Here is a 19,389-nt window from a genome sequence, read left to right on the forward strand (position 1 = left end):
CGGCAGTGAATGAAGTTCATTCGCCGCCGTTTTCTTTTGGCGCCATGATTGGTGATTCAGTTTTCCAAGGGAAATATGAAAGCGCTATAATTAGACTGGATATTTATATAAGGAGGATTCCACCATGTATCAATCGACCTATGATATCGCTAGTAAAAACATCAACGCCTTGACCCTGCTTTTTCAAATTGCCTCAAAGCAAACTGATTGGTGTACTCTTACCGCGCCAGGAAACGTTTTTAATTTTCCGGGTGGCGAAGTACCGCGTCCTGAGATTACGGTAATGGGTAATTACCAATATTCCTCATACCGTTGTCCCCGTTGTGGAAGGGTTCTTTATAAGACAATCTTCCCCGAAGGAAACGACCCATTCTTAATTTTCAACGATCAAACCGGTGATGGAATTAGCCCAGCACGTATTTTCACTTGCCCGGATTGCTTCACCTTTTACGCTACGCCGAAAGGCTATCACCTCACTGATGGCCAAGTAATTACGGCCAATTGTCCTCAAACCCAGGAAGGCCTTGACCTCTATAATATGTGGTTTGAAATTTTCAACACCATTGGCGATTTAAATGCCCGGCGCATGGAGTAAGGGACGGTATTCGTAAGTTTAAGAATTTATCAAAGCTACCTTCTCCTGCCCCACCAGACTTGGCGGGAATATAAGTAATCTGGTAAAATTAAGGTACTCAACACCAACTAAAGGAGGAGCGTAACATGCTTAAAGAGTTTAAAGAATTTATCGCCCGTGGCAACGTAATGGACATGGCTGTCGGGATCATCGTCGGGTCTGCCTTCACAACCATTGTTAAGGACCTGGTCGCCTACCTAATCAACCCCCTGATCGGGCTTTTTATCGGTAAGATTGACCTATCGAATATCGTCTTCACCATCGGTGCCGCCCAATTCAAAGTCGGGTCGTTTTTAAACGCGGTGATCAATTTCCTGATTATCTCCTTCGTCGTCTTCCTTCTTGTTAAGGGCGTCAACCGCTTCCGTACCAAGAAAGAGGAGCCAGAGCCGGCAGAACCAAGTGCCGAAGTTCAGTACCTCAAGGAGATTGCTGAAACCCTAAAGCAGCAAAGTCCAACCACTCCAGTTAGCTCACCAACAATTGATAAACAGACATCAAATAGTAAATAAAAGACGGGGAATAGAAATAGCCGGTTAGGAATTAACCTAAAGAAGTCCTCGTAAGTACAAAAAGAGCTCAAGTGTCATTTTCAACACTTGAGCTCTTTTTATTTCTTAATATATATTGAGGATCTTCGTCAAGCTCTCTCTTAACGTTAACGCTGATGATATTCATTATCACCCGAATTAGTAATCAGCTCCAGGGTATTAGTACCAGCCATGTTCTCTTCAATGGTCGTCTGGTCATCCTTGTCCTGACCATTCACCGCATTTTCACCACTAGTTGTCTGTAAACGGTAACCATCAAGCTTTGCGACGTAAACGTCGTTATCCCCCGAATCATTTTCAACGCGGTAGTGGCCGTTAATCCGTAGGCCCCGAGCTTCAAACTCACCAGATTGCAGCTTGGTCTGGCCGCCGTTAAGCATCAGATCGTTCAAGGAGACTGCGCCACTTGCTATATCAATTTTAGTATCCGTCAGATCAACCCGGTCAACGTCGAGACCGCCGCTTCCCATTTTAATTGTTCCCGCACTAATTTGAGTATCATGTGGGACTGTGACTACTAATTCATCGGTAAATCCTCCCATATTGAAAATGCCATTACCGCTTGCCTGTTGTTTAACCGTCAAGACATGGTCTTTTACCGATACAGTCGGCTTATTTCGTTGCATCCCCCGGTAGTTGACACTGAAGGAATCCCCCCGTTCAATCGTTACACCAGTGGTTATCACATCCAGGTCAATCTTATCAAAGTGTTTATTCGTCATTTGCCAACTTCTCTGTCGTTGAACCTGTGGCCGGCCATTAATAAAGTCAACAGTTTGATTACCATGGTTTAAGTAACCGACTAGCAGGGCTACGACACCAATGATTAGGACTAGCCAGCCGATCTTGAACATTCGCTTCATGATTAGGCCTCCCCCTTTCGTGTTTGAATCTTTTGATAAATATATTTAGCAAAGTTTGCAATTGCCTGCGCCAGCAAGCGAATCAACCAATAGACCAGTGGTAGGCAAACCATGAACCCGCCAATTGCGGCTAGCCCAATACCACCATAAAAGAGGCCAACCATTGGTTCTGTAATCAAAAGACTAATTCCTAGGTACAGTAAAACAACTGCCGCAACTGCCAATGAGCCTACTAGGGCTAATGCCCCAACGATTACACCGAAAAGACAAGCAGCCATTGCCACTAAACCACCAACTGCTACTAGGCCAATGCCAAATGTTAATGGTGAGGTAATAATAGCAACTAGGACCCACCAGAATACCCGCCAACTAGAGTGCGTACTGGCTGGCCGGCCGTGTTGGGCGGATTCTGTGTTAGCCTTAATTGAATAGTCAGCAAGAATCTTCCGGCTTAGCTGCCGGGGCGTCCCCAGCTTCTTCTCAATCGCCTGGCGACTAGTCAGGCCCCCATCGGCAATAAATTCATCGTAAAATTCCAACGCATCCTGACGCTCCGCCTCGGTTAGCGGGCTGAGGCAGCTAGCCAGGTCCGTAATATATTTCTCACGCGCATTCATTTTGTCTCCCCCTCGCTTGAATTGAATATCTGGTCAAGAGTGTCCTTGTAGTCGTTCCAGAGTCTGCGCACCCGGGCCAAGTGAGCCTTTCCGTCAGCCGTAATCTGGTAATAGCGGCGGTTACGACCTTGATAGGGCTGATCATAGGTAGTCACATAGCCATCCTTTTTCAGCCGCCGCAGCACTGGGTACATCGTCGACTCAGAGATCGTAATGGCCTCCTGAATGCGCTGGGTTAGTGCATAGCCGTAATAGTCATTGCGCTCAAGAATGGCCAACACGATCCCGTCCAGAAGATCCGCCGTGATCTGAATCTTCATCGCTACCCCCTCTTTCATCTTATATTATATGATATATAGTATTATATATAATCAGTATAAAGCTGGCAAGCCTCTTTAAAATAAAAAAGCCGTGGCGTAATCGTCACGGTTCTTCATCTAAATCAGCTGGATTAACGACGAGCCATTGCCTCCTCATAATCCTTGGTACCGGCAAATACCGGGTGCAGGTACGGGTTGATGTGCATCTTCTTGGCCCGTTTCCAAATAATACAGAAGACCACTACATTAATCGCCAGCGACAAGACCGCGATAATTCCCATCATATGCGGGTCAGCAGCACTGGGATGAACAGCTGGGTTCATCACCCCATCCTTGTATAGGACGGGAAGAACCGCGAATTTCCCGGTCTCCTGAAACTCCGGCACAACCTGGGCAAACATACACCAGATGGCCAGCGTGAAAGCCCGGTTCTGGATCCAACCACCCTTGTTCCAAAAGGCTGCCGCAAAGGTTGGGGCCAGCAGGAGGGCCAGCCCGCAGTACCAGGTGTGAGTCGGCAGGTTAGCGTAGGTATATTCAAAATTCCAGACATCGTAAGCCAGAATGAATAGCCAGGTCATGTCCGGCCACAGCATATCATCCTCGTTCTTGGATGAGTAGATACCAAACCAGCCGGTCATACAGAAAGCATTAAGAATTCCAGCTAGGCCGTTGAGGACGTTCCACCAGCCACCATAGAGCCATACACCCTCTGACGACAACCACCACTGACTGCCGGTAGTCTCTAAGGCGTGCATTCCTCGAATGGCTGATTCAAAGTCGCTTCCTACCGCGATAAAAATATTAATTGCTACAATAACGAAGGGAAATACCTTGAACCAGTAGGCTTTTCCAAGATGACCCCAGTGATATTTCAGGATCATGAAACCAATACAGCCAAAGGTAGCCGCGTAGAGTTTAGCATAGTGGAACCAGCTGTTCATGTGAACATAGGTCTGATTATGCAACGCCCACGACTGGCCCTGTGCTGCGCAAATATAAATCGTGATAAAGTAAATGGTCAGACATACCGGCAGAATAACAAAGAAAAGCAATCCCCCGAGCTTGCTCCGCCGGGCGATTTCGTTAGCCACAATCAAACTAGTGAAGACAAGGAACCAGCCGAGAAACTGCCAAGTCGCCTGGTCACCGTAAACCTGAAATAGCATCTTCATTACCTCCCCTATCACGTGAGCAACACGGTTAAGAAAGCGCTTCCTATTACGGTTTTATTGTACAATAGTGCAGATTTGGGAAACAACGTTTATTTATGGATATTCATCTCATACTAAAACAGTTGTGGCAATTAGTGTGCAAATAATACCCCATCCTCTTGACGCTCCCCTGATTTGTCCAGCAGTATTCACTTGGACTAACATTTGTGCAACTATGATTGGATTCTGGGAGTAACAACTGCAAATAAATCGGTACAATTAAAAAATAAGGTTTAGGACATTGCATCCTAAACCTTATTCTGTGTTTAAAAAGAAAAAGCCGCCAATTGGCGACCTTCCCTCGTATTAATGAATGTAAGACTACTTAAGGGTAACAGTAGCACCAGCGGCTTCAAGCTTTTCCTTGATTTCGTTGGCTTCGTCTTCCTTAACGTCTTCCTTGATTGCTGAAGGAGCACCGTCAACCAGGTCCTTAGCATCCTTCAGGCCGACACCAGTGATGTCCTTAACAGCCTTGATAACCTTAACCTTGGCTTGACCTGGTTCAGTCAATTCAACAGTAAAGCTGTCCTTAGCAGCAGCATCGCCACCGGCAGCACCGGCAACAGCAACTGGAGCAGCTGCAGAAACGTCGAATTCATCTTCGATTGCCTTAACAAGGTCGTTAAGGTCAGAAATTGATGCTTCCTTTAATGAAGCAATGATAGCATCCTTATCAAAAGCCATGTTTATTTCCTCCAATATTTAGGTAATTGATTTTAATTTGGTATTTAATCTTAATACGGCAATTATGCGGCTTCGTCTTCCTTGTCGGCAACGGCCTTGACTGCACGGGCAATCTTCCGCATTGGATCTTGCAGTGCAGATGCAAGCATTGACAACAGGTCTTCGCGACTTGGCATAGTAGCGTATTCGTTGATTTCATCGAGAGTCTTAACATTCTTTTCGATGAAGCCACCCTTGATTTCAAGAGCGTCGTGGTCATCAGCGAACTTCTTCAAGATCTTTGCTGGTGCGATTGGGTCTTCGTTTGAGAAAGCCACAGCAGTAGGACCAACAAAGGTGCTCTTCAGATCTTCGTAGTCAGTGCCTTCAACGGCCCGTTCAAGAATCTTGTTCTTGATAACTGACATCTTAACACCGGCGTCACGGAGTTGCTTACGCAAGTCAGTAACTTCGGCAACCGTCAAACCACGGTAGTCAACAACGATAGCTGATTCAGCATCATTAAGCAGAGCTTGAGTGTCCTTAACGATTTCAGCCTTCTTAGCAATAGCTGCTTCACTCATGAATTTTCACCTCCTGCAATGTATTTTGATCGGATTTTATAAAAAAATCCCTATGACCGCAGACATAGAGAAGGAACTTACATTTCTTCCTCGGCAGGCATTGGATTAAGGCTTACGCCACCTGAGTCTTAGGCAGAGTCATATTTAATCAACTTAGATAGTTTAACATGCTTCCCCAGTCCTGTAAAGGGACTTTTCTGAATTTCTATCTCCTAGAGACGGCCATCGTGCTTGGCATCAGCTCGGTTCAGCTCACAAAAAAGCCCCGGATACGTCACGATCGCGTCTGGGGTTTGGAAAACACATATTGAGATATTATTAGGGACTGAAACTACTTGTTGGCAACGGCATCCTGAAGAGCTGCACCAAGCTGCTTCATGCCGGCCTTGATCTGATCCTCCTGAGCATTGGAGTAGTTCAGCCGGAAAGCGCCCGGCTGGGGCTGGCCGGCGAAGAATGGGTCGCCAGGCACGAAAGCCACGTTATGCTTCAAGCACTCCTTGAAGAGCTCGACGGTATCGTCTACTCCGGGAACCTCGACCCAGAGGAACATTCCACCCTCAGGATCAGTGTACTTAACACCGGCTGGGAAGTACTGCTTAATCCCATCGGCCATCAACTGCTTACGCTTACCGTAGAGGTTGCTGATCTCCTTAACGTGGGCGTCAACATCATTGTCTGCAAAGAACTGGGCCACTGCATACTGAACCAGGTTATCGGTGTGCAGGTCGGCCGACTGTTTCAGCACGGTCAGCTTGTTGACCACTTCAGAATCGGCCACGACCCAACCAAGCCGGAAGCCAGGAGCCAGGGTCTTGGAGAAAGTGCTCATATAGAAGACATGACCGGTCTTATCGAAGGACTTTACAGCCGGCACATGCTCGCCAGCAAAGCGAATTTCGCCGTAAGGATTGTCTTCCAAGACGTAAACGTCATACTTGGCAGCCAGTTCAGCCAGCTTCTTACGGCGGTCAAGAGTCATTGTCCGGCCGGTTGGATTTTGGAAATTTGGTACCGTATAAATCAGCTTAGTATTCGGATGGGCCTTTAGTGCTTCTTCCAAGGCGTCCATCTTCATCCCTTGTTCATCCATCTCCACACCAGCGAAGTTAGCCCCATAAGTCTTGAACACATCGAGGGCACACAGGTAGGTTGGTTGTTCAACTAAGACAGTATCACCGGGATTGACAAAGGCCTTGCCGACCAGATCAAGAACCTGCTCCGATCCAGTAGTGACCAATACGTTGTCGAGTTCGGCGTCGACGTCTTCTTTTTCCTTAACATGCTTTTGAATCAATTCACGCAGGGCGGTAACCCCCTTGGCCGCGCCATACTGCATGACTTCTTGGCCGTGGGTATCAAAAGCCTTGTCCACCGCTGCCTTCATTTCTTTAACTGGGAATAATTCGGGTGCCGGCAATCCCCCAGCAAATGAAATAATCTGCGGATCCGCCGCTGCCTTGAGAATTGCGCCCACCGCATCTGTCCCATCTGCTGGAACACGCTTTGAATACTTAAATTGGGTCATTGTCGTCACTCCTTAAAAACTAATCTTTCTCACCGGTTTTTAATCATCGATGTTGGTAAGCAGTATACACCAACCATGCAAACTTGTTAAGGGGTAATTTCATTTTTCAACCATGCCTAGCCAATCGGCCACCGTCCGCTCATAGGCTGCGGTCTGTTCCGCAAAAACCATATGCCGCGCTCCCGAAAATAGCTGCCAGCGCGCGTTCGGCAGGTGGTCAAACATCGTCTTGGCTACTAGGGGCGTACAAAGATCGTTGGTCCCGTCAATTACTAAAGTCGGTATCTTAATCCAGTTTAGCCGGGTCGTATATTCATAATTTCTAAGATTCCCCAGCGGGTTATATTCATTGGGTCCCCAGGCGGTCAGGTAAGCCCTATTACCACCCCGCTTAGCCCGCCGCAACGGTTCTGGTGACTCGGGCGTTACTGGAGCCGCCGCATGGCGTGCCATAAAAGCCGCGTTAGCCTGCTGATAGATTGGGCTGGTAAAATCACCCGTCTGCTCGGCCTGACGGATGGCCGCCTGGTCTTTCTCAGGCATAAACCTGATCAGACGGTGGAGCTCATTGGACCACAGCCGGGCTGAGGACAGGGTACTAGAGAGGATTACGCCTTGAACTCCCTGCGGCTGGTAGTCACAGAGGTAGATAATTGCCAGCATTCCGCCCCATGATTGGCCCAGCAGGTAGACCTGATCAAGATCCAAATACCGGCGCAGGTTAGCCAACTCGGCCACCCAAGTTCCCGCCGTGTATAATTCAGGCTGGTCGTCGGGGATTGATGAACGCCCACAGCCTAGTTGATCGTACATGATCAGCTGACGACCGGTACGTTCCGCCAGGTCATCCAGCAGCTCGAAGTAATTGTGAGTCGAACCTGGTCCGCCATGTAATAGGAGTAGTGGTGGCCGACCGCCCGGCTCACCCACGATTCGACAGTAGGTATGGAAGTGACCAAAAGGAATGTTAAGTTCGGTTACGTTCATTGTATTTCCTCCTTGCCACTAATCTTAACATTTTTACCAAACAGGGTTGACAGATTATAAATCAATGAGTATCATAATCAAAAATTAACAAAGAAACAGCAATGCTCAGGATAGTAGGTTGATGAACTGATTGCAGAGACTTGGTGGTTGGTGCGAACCAAGCAATGTCATTAAACTGAACATCACCTGAAAGCTGGGGACTGAAGGCAGTAGGTTCCCCTGGTTTCGTCCACCATTACCCGGACCACAGATTATCATGTCTGGTCGAGATGGATTATTCCATGAAGAAAAGGTGGTACCACGAGCTATTCGTCCTTTAAGCGTCATAACGATGCTTAGAGGACGTTTTTGTTTCCTAAAGGAGGTGAGGAACATGACCGATAGCGACATTAACATTATTGATGAATACTACCAAAAGAATACGAATACCAATAACCATGATCCTCATCCGTGTGGGTAAATGATTGGGGACGGGGTCATGGTCAAGAGAAAATGGAGGAATTGATTATGACTGTATTAAACGAACAACAAGCTAAATTCGCCCAAGCACTATTTGACGCCAGCACATCTGGCCGTCCCCTCCGAGAAGCAGACTGGAACGGTACCGTCACAGACGATGATACTGCCTATGCCGTCCAGAATCGCGTAATGGAACTTAAAGGAGTTCCAGTCGGCGGCTACAAGGTTTCACTAACCAGCAAGAAGACCCAGCAGATGTTTGACGCCAACTCCCCGCTTTACGGTCAACAGGTTGACAGTCACTTCCTGCCATCACCGGCAACGGTTAAGCTAGCCGACCAGATGGAACCTCTGGTAGAAGTTGAACTCGCCTTTCGAGCCAAGGAGGACCTGCAGCCCAGCGACAGTCTCGAAGACCTGATGCGTAAGACAACGGTCGCTGGGGCCCTGGAGGTTCCGGACTCCCGCTTTGCCGACTGGTTCCCGGATCTCAGCAAGTATAATGTCATGGCCGACTGTGCCGTTGGTGGCCTGGTCGTCTACGGTGAGGAGCACCCAACCGACCAACTCTTTAAGAACATCGACGAACTGGCAATGGTTAATGCCCAACTCTATCTTGGTGACCGTAAACTTGATGAGGGCGTCTCCAAGGAGGTCCTCGACAACCCGCTGAACTCCCTGCAATGGCTAGTCAAGAAACTGGCCAGCCAGGGAAAGGTCTTCCGTCAGGGGCAGCTGGTCTCCTCAGGAACCTTTGTTCTGCCGCCAAAGCTGGTCCAAGGCCACTGGTTAGTCCGCTTCGACCATGATCTGGGAAGTGTCGAGCTAACCGTTCAATAGTAATTAACGCTACCATTAATGAATACTTATTCCTAAAAGCAGCGAAGCTTTCACCCGGCTTCGCTGCTTTTGACATTAAGAATACAAAAAAGCCGCGAGTAGCAACTCGCGGCGATTTTTACCTCATATCTAGATTAGAATGAAGCCAGATCAAGCGTTACGCTTGGGCCAAAGGTTGAGGCGATTGAAGCGTGCTTGATGTAAGTTCCCCGTACTGAAGCAGGACGAGCCTTAGCAACGATGTCTTCCAACGTCTTCAGGTTTTCAACCAGCTTGTCAGTGTCGAAGGAAACCTTACCGAATGGTACAGCAACGTTACCATCACGGTCAGTCCGGTAGGTAACTTGTCCGGCCTTGGCATCAGAAACGGCCTTGGCAACGTCCATCGTAACCGTACCAGTCTTTGGGTTTGGCATTAAGCCCTTAGGGCCAAGGATCCGACCTAAACGACCAACCTTAGGCATCATGTTTGGCGTTGCGATAGCAACATCAAAGTCGAGCCAGCCGTCTTGGATCTTTTCTACCAGGTCGTCGGAACCAACAAAGTCCGCACCGGCATCCTGGGCAGCCTTGGCGTTTTCACCGTCAGCAAATACGATAACGGTTTGGTCCTTACCAGTACCGTTTGGCAAAACAACGGCACCACGTAATTGCTGGTCAGCTTGCTTAGTGTCAACGTTTAAGTTAAATGCAACTTCAACAGTTGAGTCAAAGTTAGCAAAGTCAATATCTTTTACTAATTGAACCGCGTCGTTAACAGCGTATTCCTTCTTGCTGTCAACCTTTTTAAGCGCGTCTTGGTACTTCTTACCACGATTCTTAGCCATCTTGTGTTTTCCTCCTTGCAAATGTGGTCTAGCGGAGTTAATACCTCCCACGGAGACGCATTACTTTGATAATGCGTCCGGACTGCTTAGCAACTAGTCTTCAACAGTGAAGCCCATGCTGCGTGCAGTACCTTCAATCATGCGCATAGCTGCTTCTACGTCAGCTGCGTTTAGATCTTGCATCTTCGTTTCGGCGATTTCCTTAACTTGGTCCTTGGTTACAGAAGCAACCTTGTTCGTGTTAGGTTCACCGGAACCGTGTTCAACACCAGCGGCCTTCTTCAGTAAGACAGCAGCAGGTGGCGTCTTAGTAATGAAGTCAAATGAACGGTCCTCGTAAACGGTAATTACAACTGGGATCAGCATACCCTTTTGGTCTGCAGTCCGTGCGTTGAATTCCTTAGTGAAGCCCATGATGTTAATACCTGCTTGCCCAAGTGCTGGACCTACTGGTGGAGCTGGGGTAGCCGCACCGGCAGGAATTTGCAACTTGACAACGTTAGCTACTTTCTTTGCCACGAGACAAAACCTCCTTAGTCCGTGTTGTGGTCATGATGAGGCAGAAAATTTACCTCTCCCACAGTATGTCGAATAGCATACCATAGAAACATACCACAGTTATCTCACAATTTCAAGTTCGTTTCCAACGATTAATCTACCGTGGTATCAACCTGGTCAAAGCCCAGCTCAGCAGAGGTTTCCCGGCCAAACATCTCCACGTTGACCTTAAGCTTCTGCTTCTCGTGATCGACCTCGGTAACCTTACCTGTCAGGTCGGCGAATGGTCCGGCAATTACCTTAACCGTGTCGCCCTCCTTGACATCCAGGTCACTGACGGTGATTTCAGCACCCATCCGCTTCATAATCCGTTCTACTTCTTCGGGAAGCAGTGGCGTTGGCTTGGAACCACCACCGTGGGAACCCAGGAAACCGGTAACGCCGGGAGTATTCCGGGCGATGTACCATGCCTGGTCGGTCATGATCATTTCAACCAAGACGTAGCCCGGGAAGGTGTTTTCAACAACTTCCTTAGCCTGGCCATCCTTCACCTGCCGTACCGTCTCGTTTGCAACGACGACCCGGAAGATGTAGTCCTGCATCCCCATCGATTGGGCCCGGGACTCCAGGTTGCTCTTCACCCGGTTTTCATAACCGGAGTAAGTATGCAAGACGTACCAACGTTTTTCATGTGATTCCACGATAAATCCTCCTTAAAAACTAATGCTTTTCAAAGTTTTTGCCAAAATAAAAAACCTCGCTCGTCACGAAGTTCACCAAATTCAGTATAACAGACAACCTACCGTTTGACCATATCCTAGACAAACAGTTTCATTAATAATTGAATCAACCAATCAAACAGGGCAAAGAAGAGGACGAAAAACAACGTCAGTGAAATGACGATCGTTGTGTCACGCCGATTTTCCTTTGCAGTTGGCCAAACAACCAGCTTCATCTCATGGTTAACACTCTTGATAAATTGAATTAAGTGCATCCTTGCCTCCACCTACTTGCTCTCACGGTGGAGCGTATACTCCCCGCAATGCTTGCAGAATTTGCGTAGTTCTAGACGTGATTGTCGCTGCGGATTAGCGGTGATCGTGTAATTGCGCGCACCACACTTGGTACATTCCAAGGCAACTTTCTGTTGAGACATCCGACCACCTCCATTCATAAAATAGGTTAGCACGAAATTCGCGTTTAAATCAACTGAATCGCCAAATAAAACGGCCAAGTAGCGGGATAGTCCGCTTACTCAGCCGTTATTAAGCAATATTATTTTTGTTGCAGCTCGGCAATCAGCTTGCGCCGCCCCCGGGTTAGTGCGCTACGAATCTTGCGTTCATCACAATTAAATTGTCCTTTCAGCTCCGCAATGCTAGCTCCCTGGTGCAACCGACCAATCACTTGGCGTTCAAACGGTGAACACCGCTTCATAAAGGACTCCAGACAGAGTTGACAGTAGACAATGTCTTCTGGACGGTTATGGTGACCGTCCACCAGTTGCTCGGCATCCTCATCCCCCAATGAAGAAAGCTGGCTAGCGGGGATTCGCTTATAAGCCTGCCGGGCCCGGTATAGGTCCAGCAGACGATTGATTAGGCTCTGCTTGTAAAAGCCTGCAAATTGGGCCAGTGATCCGCCGTGGTACCGGTCCAGGACCCGCATCATCACTACTTCGGCCTCCTGATGCCAGTCCTCCAGTTCTAAATCCGCCACGTAGTATTCCTGCCAGAGGCGGCGAACCAGTGGCCAGTACTGGTTGAATAATGTCTGGAACTCCCGATCTTTTCCCGTTCGAGCCGCAGTCAGTAACTTGATCTCCTCACGATCACGCATAAAATGTCTAGTCTTGTTGGTGCAGTGCATTGTTGCATTGCTCCTCCCTAATTTAATTGACCCGTCACGATTTCAACTAGTGCTCATCGCTATACTAGTTTCCGTCCAGCATGGTATTTACCTTCCCCACCTGTCGGCGAAAAAGCGCTTTCAAAAAGCAGCGCAATTTCCGTAAAACCCACGCGTCTGATATTAATTTATCAAAAGCAGCTAGTGGACAATAGCAGCATATCTAGTTTGATGGAACGCCTAATCGAACGTTAATAACTATACTCAGGCAGCCAATTATTATAAAAATCGGTCATTATAGTATCAGCTTTCTCAATAAATCACTAGTTTTTAAAGAGACGATAAGTGAAAGTTGTCGTTTAAAGAGACGTGACTGGCAATGAAATCATGTCTTCACTGCCAGTCACGCTTAGTTCTTAAATTTTAATGCATTGGCCACGCTAAAAAAGGCTTATTTCCTGGTCACATCTTGTTGCCTATTCTAATGGATGACGAGAATTAAAGCCTTGGTAGATCAGCAGGCTGGCCGCCACACTGGCGTTAAGGCTCTGCACGTGACCGATCATTGGAATCGTCAGCATCTCATCACATGTCTTTTTAAGGAGGGTGGAGATTCCCTTACCCTCATTACCAATCACCAGGGCCACCGCTCCGTGAGCATCCCAGGTCCGGTAGTCCTTCCCCTGCATGTCAGTACCAAAAAGCCAGACACCACGTTCTTGGAGTTCCTTGGCAGTCTGGACCAGATTAGTGACCCGGGCTACCGGAACGTGCTCGATAGCGCCAGTCGAGGTCTTAGCCACCACAGAGGTCAATCCGACCGCCCGCCGTCGCGGAATGATGATCCCGTGAACACCGGCCGCATCTGCCGTCCGGATGATCGAACCCAGATTATGCGGGTCCTCTAGCTCGTCGAGGATCAAGAAAAATGGGTCCTCTTCGTGCTTGGCCGCATTGGCAAAGAGGTCATCGATCGTGGCGTACTGATAGGCAGCCACCGCCAGGGCAACTCCCTGGTGATTCTGGTGGTTGGTCATCGTGTCCAGCTTAGTCTTAGGCACGTTAGAGATAACCAGCCGCTGCTGCTTAGCCAGCTTAATAATCTGAGCAATTGCATCAGCCTTCAGTCCCGACTGGATAAAAACCTTATTGATCTCCTGGTCCGACTTGAGGGCCATGATCGCCGGATGCCGGCCGATAATAAAATCAGTGTTTTCAGTCTTCATGTTTTGTCCGCCCCGCTTCCACTTGTTTGATGCACCATTCGGCCAGTTCGCTCAACCGCTTTGCTTGCCCCGAAAGCTGGAGATACCCCATCAGAGCTTCAAATCCAGTCGAAATCCGGTAGGTCAGGACCGCGGTATGCTTAGCGTGGGTATGGCTATTAGCGTTACGGCCGCGCTTGAAGTAGGCCCATTCCTCCTCGGTTAAAAGGTCGTCTTGCTTCATCAGGTCAATCAGTGCTGCCTGGGCCTTGGCCGAGACATAGTGGGTGGCAATGTGCTGAAGCTTGGTGGGCTTGCTCAGCCCAGTACTCAGCAGGTGCTGGCGGATGAACACTTCGTAGACGGCATCACCGAGGTAGGCCAGGGCAATCCCGTTCAGTTGTCGATAATCTGCATTTTCCATTGTTGTTCTAATTTACTCCTTCTTGTAGCGGGTTCCCTGGGGGGTATCCTCGAGAATGATCCCCTGCTTCTTCAGGTCATCCCGGATCTGGTCGCTGCGGGCAAAGTCCTTGTTCTTGCGGGCTTCATTACGTTCTTCAATCAGCTTTTTGATCTGTTCATCGTCAATCTGGTTGTCAGCAGCGGTCAGCTTAACCCCAAAGATACTCATCAAGGTTGCCAGGGTCGACTTCAGATTGGCCAGCGCCCCGGCGTGGACCTGCTCCTGTTGGGCATAGATATTGGCATACTTGACCAGCTCGTAGACCACGGCAATCCCGTTCTGGACGTTGATATCATCATCCATTGCGTCGGTAAAACGTTGCTTAAACGTTGCTAACTGAGTGTTAACAGCATCATCCTCGCCAGACTGAGCATCCTGTTCCCGATAGGTCAGGTTGTCATAGGCCGTCTGGATATGGTCCAAATTGTTCTTGGCATCGGTCAAGTTATCCTCACTATACTGGATTGGCCGCCGGTACTGGGTTGTCGCCATGAAGAAACGCAGCACCTGCGGATCAACCGTCTTGATGATGTCGTGGACGGTAATGAAGTTGTGCAGGGACTTGCTCATCTTCTCGTTATCCTTGCCGATGGTGACGAAACCGTTGTGCATCCAGTAGCGAACAAACTGCTGGCCATTTTCAGCCTCACTCTGGGCAATCTCGTTCTCGTGGTGTGGAAACTCCAGATCTTGGCCCCCGGCATGGATGTCAATCGTCTTGCCAAGATACTTGGTCGACATCACAGAACATTCGATATGCCAACCAGGCCGGCCTTGTCCCCACGGGGAGTCCCAACTGATTTCACCGGGCTTAGCAGCCTTCCAGAGGGCAAAGTCCATCGGGTCTTCCTTTTTATCAACCTCGTCAACGCTAACGTGCTCACTAGCCCCAACCTCAAGGTCATCGATCGACTGACCGGACAACTGACCATAATGCTTGAACTTGCGGGCCCGGTAATAGACATCGCCATCTTTTTCATAAGCGTAACCCTTATCGACTAGGCCACTGATGAACTTGATGATGTCGGGGATATTTTCAGTGGCCCGTGGGTGTAAGGTAGCTGGTTCAATGTTGATTGCTGCCGTATCTTCCATGAAGGCGTTGATGTACTTCTCCGCCAACTGGGGAACGGTAATCCCCTGCTCATGGGCGGCCTTGATCATCTTATCGTCAACGTCGGTGAAGTTAGAGACGTAATTGACCTGGTAGCCTTTGAATTCAAGATAGCGCCGCACCGTGTCGAAGGCGATCGCCGAGCGAGCATTGCCGATGTGAATGTAGTTATAAACCGTCGGGCCACAGACATACATGTTAACAACGCCTGGATGTAGTGGCTTAAACTCTTCTTTTTTCCTTGTCAGCGTATTGTAAATTGTTAGCATCTGATCCGCTCCCTCATCGATTAATTTACTTATAAATTACTTCCTTAATCTTACCACAAACCATTCTGATCCGCGCCCAGTTGAAGATTTCACCACTTGAAAATTTATTTAAGACTTTGGTCATAATTTCTTCACATTCTACTGATAGTATAATAGACGTAGTAAAGGAAGAGCTTTACTACATCAATGAAACCTATTATTTTTCAATTACTCCTCCCAATAGTAACCGAAAAAATAATTATTACGAAATCTCCCCCAAGTTTTCGTAATACTCCCTATTATCGAGGGCGGCCAATCCCAGGCCGCTCTTTTTTTAGTCAAATTCAAAAAGGAGGCCGCGACAGGCGGTCTCCTTTTTAATTACTTCTTCTTATTCTTTGACGGCTTATCCGAGCCTTTATCCTGTTCATCATCCTTATGTTCGTCAATTCCACGCTGAGAATGAAGCGGACGAGCAAAGATCATTCGACCGGCATCAGTCTGCAAAGCGCTGGTAACCTCTACTTCAATTGGCTTGTTCATGAAGTAGCGGCCATCCTCAACCACGACCATCGTACCGTCGTCTAGGTAGGCAACACCCTGCTGACGTTCGGTCCCCTTCTTGACAACCACAACGTTAAGGGTCTCACCGGGGATTACCCGGGGACGCAGCGACTTAGCCAGATTATTGATGTTCAAAACGTCAACATTTTGAAACTGGATAACCTTGTTAAGATTGTAGTCGTTGGTAACGATCGCGCCGTTGACCTTCTTGGCCAAGGCAATCAGCTTGCTGTCAACTTCAGGAATGTCCTCGAAATCGCCATCATACATCTCGATGGGCACGATCTTCTCACTACGCAATTTATTTAGGATATCCAGACCGCGCCGACCACGGACCCGCTTGATGCTCTCTCCGGCATCCGCAATGTACTGCAGCTCATAAAGGACAAAGTTGGGTACTAAGAGGGTTCCCTCCAGGAATCCAGTCTTAACCAGGTCATAGATCCGACCATCAATCAGGATATTGGTGTCTAAGATCTTGTAGTGGTGATAGTTGGCATCGTGTCGATCCAGCACCTCACCTTTATCATCATGTTGGTTCCGCCGGTTCAAAAGCTTCTTCCACTCGTCAAGCCGGGTCGTCCCCAACCGAAAGCCCAGGTAGCTGAACAGTAGCATCAAGAGAATCGGCAGGACATTATTGACGATCGGGATATTGGTCTGCCACAACGGAATTGAAATCAATACCGCCAGAATCAACCCAAGGATTGTCAACAAGGCACCAAAGATTAGATAGAGTGGGTTCTTCCTTGTCAATTCCCGCTCAATTTGGGTAAGCAGTCGCATTGTTGGTTTGGCCAATAGCAGTCCTAGTAGCCAGAAAATAAGTGCACCAATAACAATATCTAAGAATACCAACAATGGGAGTGCAATGTGCAGGTTGATCACGTCCCATAATAGGGGCAGGTAGTAAAAGCCCACCATCGCCCCAACGAGGACGTAGATTGCAACCACAATCCGTTTCCGCATTATAATAAAACCTCCTTCATTAAAATTCTAGGCCAGTGCCAGACGCAACGCTTCACGCAGGGTAGTCACCCCGATGACTTCAATTCCACTCGGCGGGGTCCAGCCCTTCATATTGTTCTTTGGTACGAAGATTCGCTCAAAGCCCAGTTTTTGGGCCTCAGCCACCCGCTGCTCAATTCGGTTGACCCGGCGAATCTCACCGGTCAGCCCAACCTCCCCAACGAATGCATCACTCGGTCGGGTTCCCTTGTCACGGTAGCTTGAGGCAATCGCCACCGCAATCGCCAAGTCGATTGCTGGTTCGTCCAGCTTGACTCCACCAGCCGCCTTCAGGTAGGCATCCTGGTTCTGTAACATCAGGTTGGCCCGCTTCTCCAGCACCGCCATAATTAATGATACCCGATTTCGGTTCAAACCGTTAGCGGTCCGCTGAGCATTTCCGTAGACCGTCGGCGTAACTAGGGCCTGGATCTCAACCAAAATTGGCCGAGTCCCTTCAAGAGAAACGACCACAGCTGATCCAGTGGCGTCACGGAGCCGTTCTTCCAAAAAGATTTCGGATGGATTCTTAACCTCGGTTAAACCGTTGGCGTGCATCTCAAAAATACCCAGTTCGTTGGTTGATCCAAACCGGTTTTTCACCGATCGCAGGATCCGGTAAGTGTGGTGGAGGTCCCCCTCAAAGTAGAGAACAGTATCCACCATGTGTTCAAGAATCTTCGGCCCGGCTAGTGCCCCACCCTTGGTAACGTGACCAACCACAAAGATCGTGATGTTATTGCTCTTGGCAATTTGCATCAATTGAGCAGTCACTTCACGGATCTGGGAAACACTACCGATCGCTGAGCTGACATCGGTGGCCTGCATTGTCTGCACGGAGTCAATCACCACGAACTCCGGTTTAAGCTCACGAATTGTGTCGCGAATGCTGTCCATGTTGGTCTCCGGGTAAACGTAAAAATTGTCCCCAGCCACGTGGAGCCGTTCCGCCCGCATCTTAATCTGGGTGCCACTCTCCTCACCGGAAACATAGAGGACCCGGTGGTGTTCATCACTCAGCTGGCCCGATACTTGGAGGAGGAGGGTTGATTTCCCAATCCCAGGATCCCCACCTATCAGGATCAAAGACCCCGGTACAATCCCGCCGCCGAGGACCCGGTTGAGCTCGTTGAGGCGGGTCTTAACCCGGGGCGTTTCGTGACTGTTAATCTCGCTGATTTTCTGTGGCTTAGCGACCAGACCGGTCAAGGTAGTCGTCTTAGTCTTGGCTGTCGTTGCGCTACTACTCTGGACCTGCTCCTCAACAAAGGTATTCCACTCGCCGCAGTTCGGGCAGCGGCCCAAATAGCGGGGTGAGTTGTAGCCGCAGTTTTGGCAAATATATTGTGTTCTTACTTTGGCCATATTAACGCTCCTTACTTTTGCGTTGAACCGAATCCCCCGGTCCGCTGGGTGGTCGGTGTCTCCTCATCGTCGGCAAGCAGGTAGGGAATAAAGATTCCCTGTCCAATTCGCTCGCCCTTCTTGATATGATAGTCACGCAGGCCGTAATTAATCAGTTGGAAGAAGATCTCCCCTTCGTTGCTGTCATTATTATAGTAATCAGCATCAACAATCCCGACCCCATTGGGCAAGACCAGCCGGCGCTTCAGTGGACCACTCGACCGGTCAGCCAGGAGGAGGAACTCGTTAGGCTGCATGTAGGCCTTGATACCCGTTGGCACTAGGTAAGGTTTCAGTGGGGCATCAGCCGCAGTGAAGTCGGCGTCCGTCAGCTTCTTGTGCTGGTGAATTGTCCAAAGCGCCTTAATGAAGTTTCCTTTCCAGATCGACGGTAGGGTGAAGTCCGTTGCTGCCGCAAAGTCATACCCAGCCGCATTGGCCGTCTGCCGTCGGGGCAGGGTGATACCATCCTTGACCTTGCCTGAGACCACTTTGAATCCGCGTTTCATTTAGCTCACCTCATCGATTTAAATCACTATTTTAATATTATAGGATAGAACGTTTGGGAATGGTATCGCTAAGGCTTGACTTTTCGGATTACTTTACGGAAAATTGATAGTGAATGGATGTGATCACTTTGCAATATCAAATCGAGGATCACCGGATCGTTGCTAGCGACACTCACCAGCCATTTATTGGTGAGATCAGCTTCCCGGCCGTGGCGGGTTACCCCGACCGGGTCGTTGTCGAACGAGTCTTCGTCCATCCCGACTACCGTGGTCAGGGGATTGCTGCCGTTCTTGTAAAACGTTTTATTAAGTACGCCAGTGACCAAGATTGGACCGTCAAGCTGATGTGTCCTTACGCAACCCAGCAGTTCAAGCTCCATCCGGAATACCAGCGTTTGTTATTACCAGAAGATCGTTTTTCATAGGAGGAATGTT

24 protein-coding genes and 2 other annotated features are annotated in these 19,389 nt (G+C 48.8%); of the genes, 4 read left to right on the top strand and 20 right to left on the bottom strand.

The genetic code is table 11. The features are described 5' to 3' along the window. The first annotated feature begins 124 nt into the window (after positions 1–124). Entirely contained in the window at positions 125–595 is a 471-nt protein-coding gene (locus CK797_RS03690; protein WP_104688457.1) for a hypothetical protein, read from the top strand. Positions 596–720: 125 nt separating this feature from the next. Continuing rightward, positions 721–1,146 carry a large-conductance mechanosensitive channel protein MscL gene (mscL, locus tag CK797_RS03695; RefSeq protein WP_104688458.1) on the top strand — a complete coding sequence of 142 codons (426 nt, stop codon included), beginning with the start codon at positions 721–723 and terminating at the stop codon, positions 1,144–1,146. A gap of 146 nt (positions 1,147–1,292) precedes the next feature. On the opposite strand, the gene CK797_RS03700 is transcribed toward mscL, so the two are convergent. From CK797_RS03700 to pepI, 8 genes are all read right to left on the bottom strand, one after another. Then, positions 1,293–2,048 carry a DUF4097 family beta strand repeat-containing protein gene (locus CK797_RS03700; protein ID WP_104688459.1) on the bottom strand — a complete coding sequence of 252 codons (756 nt, stop codon included), beginning with the start codon at positions 2,046–2,048 and terminating at the stop codon, positions 1,293–1,295. Between the two features lie 2 nt (positions 2,049–2,050). Next, positions 2,051–2,665 (bottom strand): DUF1700 domain-containing protein, encoded by a 615-nt coding sequence (locus tag CK797_RS03705; RefSeq protein ID WP_104688460.1) that lies wholly within the window; start codon positions 2,663–2,665, stop codon positions 2,051–2,053. Continuing rightward, positions 2,662–2,985, bottom strand: coding sequence for a PadR family transcriptional regulator (locus CK797_RS03710; RefSeq protein ID WP_104688461.1), 324 nt, complete (start codon positions 2,983–2,985; stop codon positions 2,662–2,664). Before CK797_RS03710 ends, CK797_RS03705 begins: the two co-directional genes overlap by 4 nt. Positions 2,986–3,116: 131 nt before the next feature. Further along, positions 3,117–4,160, bottom strand: a complete 1,044-nt coding sequence (locus CK797_RS03715; RefSeq protein WP_225365018.1) for a DUF5692 family protein — start codon at positions 4,158–4,160, stop codon at positions 3,117–3,119. 360 nt (positions 4,161–4,520) lie between these two features. After that, positions 4,521–4,886 carry a 50S ribosomal protein L7/L12 gene (gene rplL / locus CK797_RS03720; RefSeq protein WP_104688463.1) on the bottom strand — a complete coding sequence of 122 codons (366 nt, stop codon included), beginning with the start codon at positions 4,884–4,886 and terminating at the stop codon, positions 4,521–4,523. 62 nt (positions 4,887–4,948) lie between these two features. Next, on the bottom strand, positions 4,949–5,449 hold the full coding sequence (gene rplJ / locus CK797_RS03725) for a 50S ribosomal protein L10 (protein WP_104688464.1): 501 nt from the start codon (positions 5,447–5,449) through the stop codon (positions 4,949–4,951). A gap of 32 nt (positions 5,450–5,481) precedes the next feature. Then, positions 5,482–5,600, bottom strand: a sequence feature (ribosomal protein L10 leader region). Positions 5,601–5,780: 180 nt separating this feature from the next. Next, a complete protein-coding gene (locus tag CK797_RS03730; protein ID WP_104688465.1) occupies positions 5,781–6,977 on the bottom strand; it encodes a PLP-dependent aminotransferase family protein in 1,197 nt (398 codons plus the stop codon). 99 nt (positions 6,978–7,076) lie between these two features. After that, the gene (pepI, locus tag CK797_RS03735; protein ID WP_104688466.1) at positions 7,077–7,964 is read right to left on the bottom strand and encodes a proline iminopeptidase; all 888 of its coding nucleotides are present in this window, start codon (positions 7,962–7,964) and stop codon (positions 7,077–7,079) included. Positions 7,965–8,056: 92 nt separating this feature from the next. Beyond that, positions 8,057–8,284 (top strand) — a binding site (T-box leader). A 187-nt stretch (positions 8,285–8,471) separates the two neighbouring features. Between pepI and CK797_RS03740 the strand changes: the two genes are divergently transcribed. Next, positions 8,472–9,263, top strand: a complete 792-nt coding sequence (locus tag CK797_RS03740; protein WP_104688467.1) for a 2-keto-4-pentenoate hydratase — start codon at positions 8,472–8,474, stop codon at positions 9,261–9,263. A gap of 134 nt (positions 9,264–9,397) precedes the next feature. Here CK797_RS03740 and rplA read toward each other — a convergent pair whose 3' ends face one another. From rplA to CK797_RS03800, 12 genes are all read right to left on the bottom strand, one after another. Beyond that, positions 9,398–10,090 carry a 50S ribosomal protein L1 gene (gene rplA / locus CK797_RS03745; protein WP_104688468.1) on the bottom strand — a complete coding sequence of 231 codons (693 nt, stop codon included), beginning with the start codon at positions 10,088–10,090 and terminating at the stop codon, positions 9,398–9,400. Between the two features lie 93 nt (positions 10,091–10,183). Continuing rightward, on the bottom strand, positions 10,184–10,609 hold the full coding sequence (gene rplK, locus CK797_RS03750) for a 50S ribosomal protein L11 (protein ID WP_104688469.1): 426 nt from the start codon (positions 10,607–10,609) through the stop codon (positions 10,184–10,186). A 131-nt stretch (positions 10,610–10,740) separates the two neighbouring features. Continuing rightward, positions 10,741–11,289 (bottom strand): transcription termination/antitermination protein NusG, encoded by a 549-nt coding sequence (gene nusG, locus CK797_RS03755; protein WP_104688470.1) that lies wholly within the window; start codon positions 11,287–11,289, stop codon positions 10,741–10,743. 116 nt (positions 11,290–11,405) lie between these two features. Then, complete coding sequence (gene secE, locus CK797_RS03760) at positions 11,406–11,582, bottom strand: preprotein translocase subunit SecE (RefSeq protein WP_104688471.1); 177 nt, start codon at positions 11,580–11,582, stop codon at positions 11,406–11,408. Between the two features lie 12 nt (positions 11,583–11,594). Next, positions 11,595–11,744, bottom strand: a complete 150-nt coding sequence (rpmG, locus tag CK797_RS03765) for a 50S ribosomal protein L33 (RefSeq protein ID WP_104688472.1) — start codon at positions 11,742–11,744, stop codon at positions 11,595–11,597. Positions 11,745–11,863: 119 nt separating this feature from the next. Continuing rightward, the gene (locus CK797_RS03770; RefSeq protein ID WP_104688473.1) at positions 11,864–12,457 is read right to left on the bottom strand and encodes an RNA polymerase sigma factor; all 594 of its coding nucleotides are present in this window, start codon (positions 12,455–12,457) and stop codon (positions 11,864–11,866) included. A 455-nt stretch (positions 12,458–12,912) separates the two neighbouring features. Beyond that, positions 12,913–13,662 carry a 23S rRNA (guanosine(2251)-2'-O)-methyltransferase RlmB gene (rlmB, locus tag CK797_RS03775; RefSeq protein ID WP_104688474.1) on the bottom strand — a complete coding sequence of 250 codons (750 nt, stop codon included), beginning with the start codon at positions 13,660–13,662 and terminating at the stop codon, positions 12,913–12,915. After that, positions 13,652–14,065 (bottom strand): Mini-ribonuclease 3, encoded by a 414-nt coding sequence (locus tag CK797_RS03780; protein ID WP_104688475.1) that lies wholly within the window; start codon positions 14,063–14,065, stop codon positions 13,652–13,654. Before CK797_RS03780 ends, rlmB begins: the two co-directional genes overlap by 11 nt. A 12-nt stretch (positions 14,066–14,077) precedes the next feature. Next, a complete protein-coding gene (cysS, locus tag CK797_RS03785) occupies positions 14,078–15,490 on the bottom strand; it encodes a cysteine--tRNA ligase (RefSeq protein WP_104688476.1) in 1,413 nt (470 codons plus the stop codon). A 360-nt stretch (positions 15,491–15,850) separates the two neighbouring features. Next, on the bottom strand, positions 15,851–17,002 hold the full coding sequence (locus tag CK797_RS03790; RefSeq protein WP_104688477.1) for a PIN/TRAM domain-containing protein: 1,152 nt from the start codon (positions 17,000–17,002) through the stop codon (positions 15,851–15,853). A gap of 27 nt (positions 17,003–17,029) precedes the next feature. Next, positions 17,030–18,406 (bottom strand): DNA repair protein RadA, encoded by a 1,377-nt coding sequence (radA, locus tag CK797_RS03795; RefSeq protein WP_104688478.1) that lies wholly within the window; start codon positions 18,404–18,406, stop codon positions 17,030–17,032. An 11-nt stretch (positions 18,407–18,417) separates the two neighbouring features. After that, entirely contained in the window at positions 18,418–18,954 is a 537-nt protein-coding gene (locus CK797_RS03800; RefSeq protein ID WP_104688479.1) for a dUTP diphosphatase, read from the bottom strand. Between the two features lie 128 nt (positions 18,955–19,082). Between CK797_RS03800 and CK797_RS03805 the strand changes: the two genes are divergently transcribed. Beyond that, positions 19,083–19,379 (top strand): GNAT family N-acetyltransferase, encoded by a 297-nt coding sequence (locus CK797_RS03805; protein WP_104688506.1) that lies wholly within the window; start codon positions 19,083–19,085, stop codon positions 19,377–19,379. The last annotated feature ends 10 nt before the right edge of the window (positions 19,380–19,389 follow it).

The sequence above is a fragment of the Limosilactobacillus pontis genome, assembly GCF_002940945.1.
Taxonomy (GTDB): domain Bacteria; phylum Bacillota; class Bacilli; order Lactobacillales; family Lactobacillaceae; genus Limosilactobacillus; species Limosilactobacillus pontis_A.

Bases quoted from the DNA above. Each gene is read 5' to 3' on its own strand.
- CK797_RS03690 (WP_104688457.1), top strand. From the start codon at position 125: ATGTATCAATCGACCTATGATATCGCTAGTAAAAACATCAACGCCTTG.
- mscL (WP_104688458.1), top strand. From the start codon at position 721: ATGCTTAAAGAGTTTAAAGAATTTATCGCCCGTGGCAACGTAATGGAC.
- CK797_RS03700 (WP_104688459.1), bottom strand. From the start codon at position 2,048: ATGAAGCGAATGTTCAAGATCGGCTGGCTAGTCCTAATCATTGGTGTC.
- CK797_RS03705 (WP_104688460.1), bottom strand. From the start codon at position 2,665: ATGAATGCGCGTGAGAAATATATTACGGACCTGGCTAGCTGCCTCAGC.
- CK797_RS03710 (WP_104688461.1), bottom strand. From the start codon at position 2,985: ATGAAGATTCAGATCACGGCGGATCTTCTGGACGGGATCGTGTTGGCC.
- CK797_RS03715 (WP_225365018.1), bottom strand. From the start codon at position 4,160: ATGAAGATGCTATTTCAGGTTTACGGTGACCAGGCGACTTGGCAGTTT.
- rplL (WP_104688463.1), bottom strand. From the start codon at position 4,886: ATGGCTTTTGATAAGGATGCTATCATTGCTTCATTAAAGGAAGCATCA.
- rplJ (WP_104688464.1), bottom strand. From the start codon at position 5,449: ATGAGTGAAGCAGCTATTGCTAAGAAGGCTGAAATCGTTAAGGACACT.
- CK797_RS03730 (WP_104688465.1), bottom strand. From the start codon at position 6,977: ATGACCCAATTTAAGTATTCAAAGCGTGTTCCAGCAGATGGGACAGAT.
- pepI (WP_104688466.1), bottom strand. From the start codon at position 7,964: ATGAACGTAACCGAACTTAACATTCCTTTTGGTCACTTCCATACCTAC.
- CK797_RS03740 (WP_104688467.1), top strand. From the start codon at position 8,472: ATGACTGTATTAAACGAACAACAAGCTAAATTCGCCCAAGCACTATTT.
- rplA (WP_104688468.1), bottom strand. From the start codon at position 10,090: ATGGCTAAGAATCGTGGTAAGAAGTACCAAGACGCGCTTAAAAAGGTT.
- secE (WP_104688471.1), bottom strand. From the start codon at position 11,582: ATGCACTTAATTCAATTTATCAAGAGTGTTAACCATGAGATGAAGCTG.
- rpmG (WP_104688472.1), bottom strand. From the start codon at position 11,744: ATGTCTCAACAGAAAGTTGCCTTGGAATGTACCAAGTGTGGTGCGCGC.
- CK797_RS03770 (WP_104688473.1), bottom strand. From the start codon at position 12,457: ATGCACTGCACCAACAAGACTAGACATTTTATGCGTGATCGTGAGGAG.
- rlmB (WP_104688474.1), bottom strand. From the start codon at position 13,662: ATGAAGACTGAAAACACTGATTTTATTATCGGCCGGCATCCGGCGATC.
- CK797_RS03780 (WP_104688475.1), bottom strand. From the start codon at position 14,065: ATGGAAAATGCAGATTATCGACAACTGAACGGGATTGCCCTGGCCTAC.
- cysS (WP_104688476.1), bottom strand. From the start codon at position 15,490: ATGCTAACAATTTACAATACGCTGACAAGGAAAAAAGAAGAGTTTAAG.
- CK797_RS03790 (WP_104688477.1), bottom strand. From the start codon at position 17,002: ATGCGGAAACGGATTGTGGTTGCAATCTACGTCCTCGTTGGGGCGATG.
- radA (WP_104688478.1), bottom strand. From the start codon at position 18,406: ATGGCCAAAGTAAGAACACAATATATTTGCCAAAACTGCGGCTACAAC.
- CK797_RS03800 (WP_104688479.1), bottom strand. From the start codon at position 18,954: ATGAAACGCGGATTCAAAGTGGTCTCAGGCAAGGTCAAGGATGGTATC.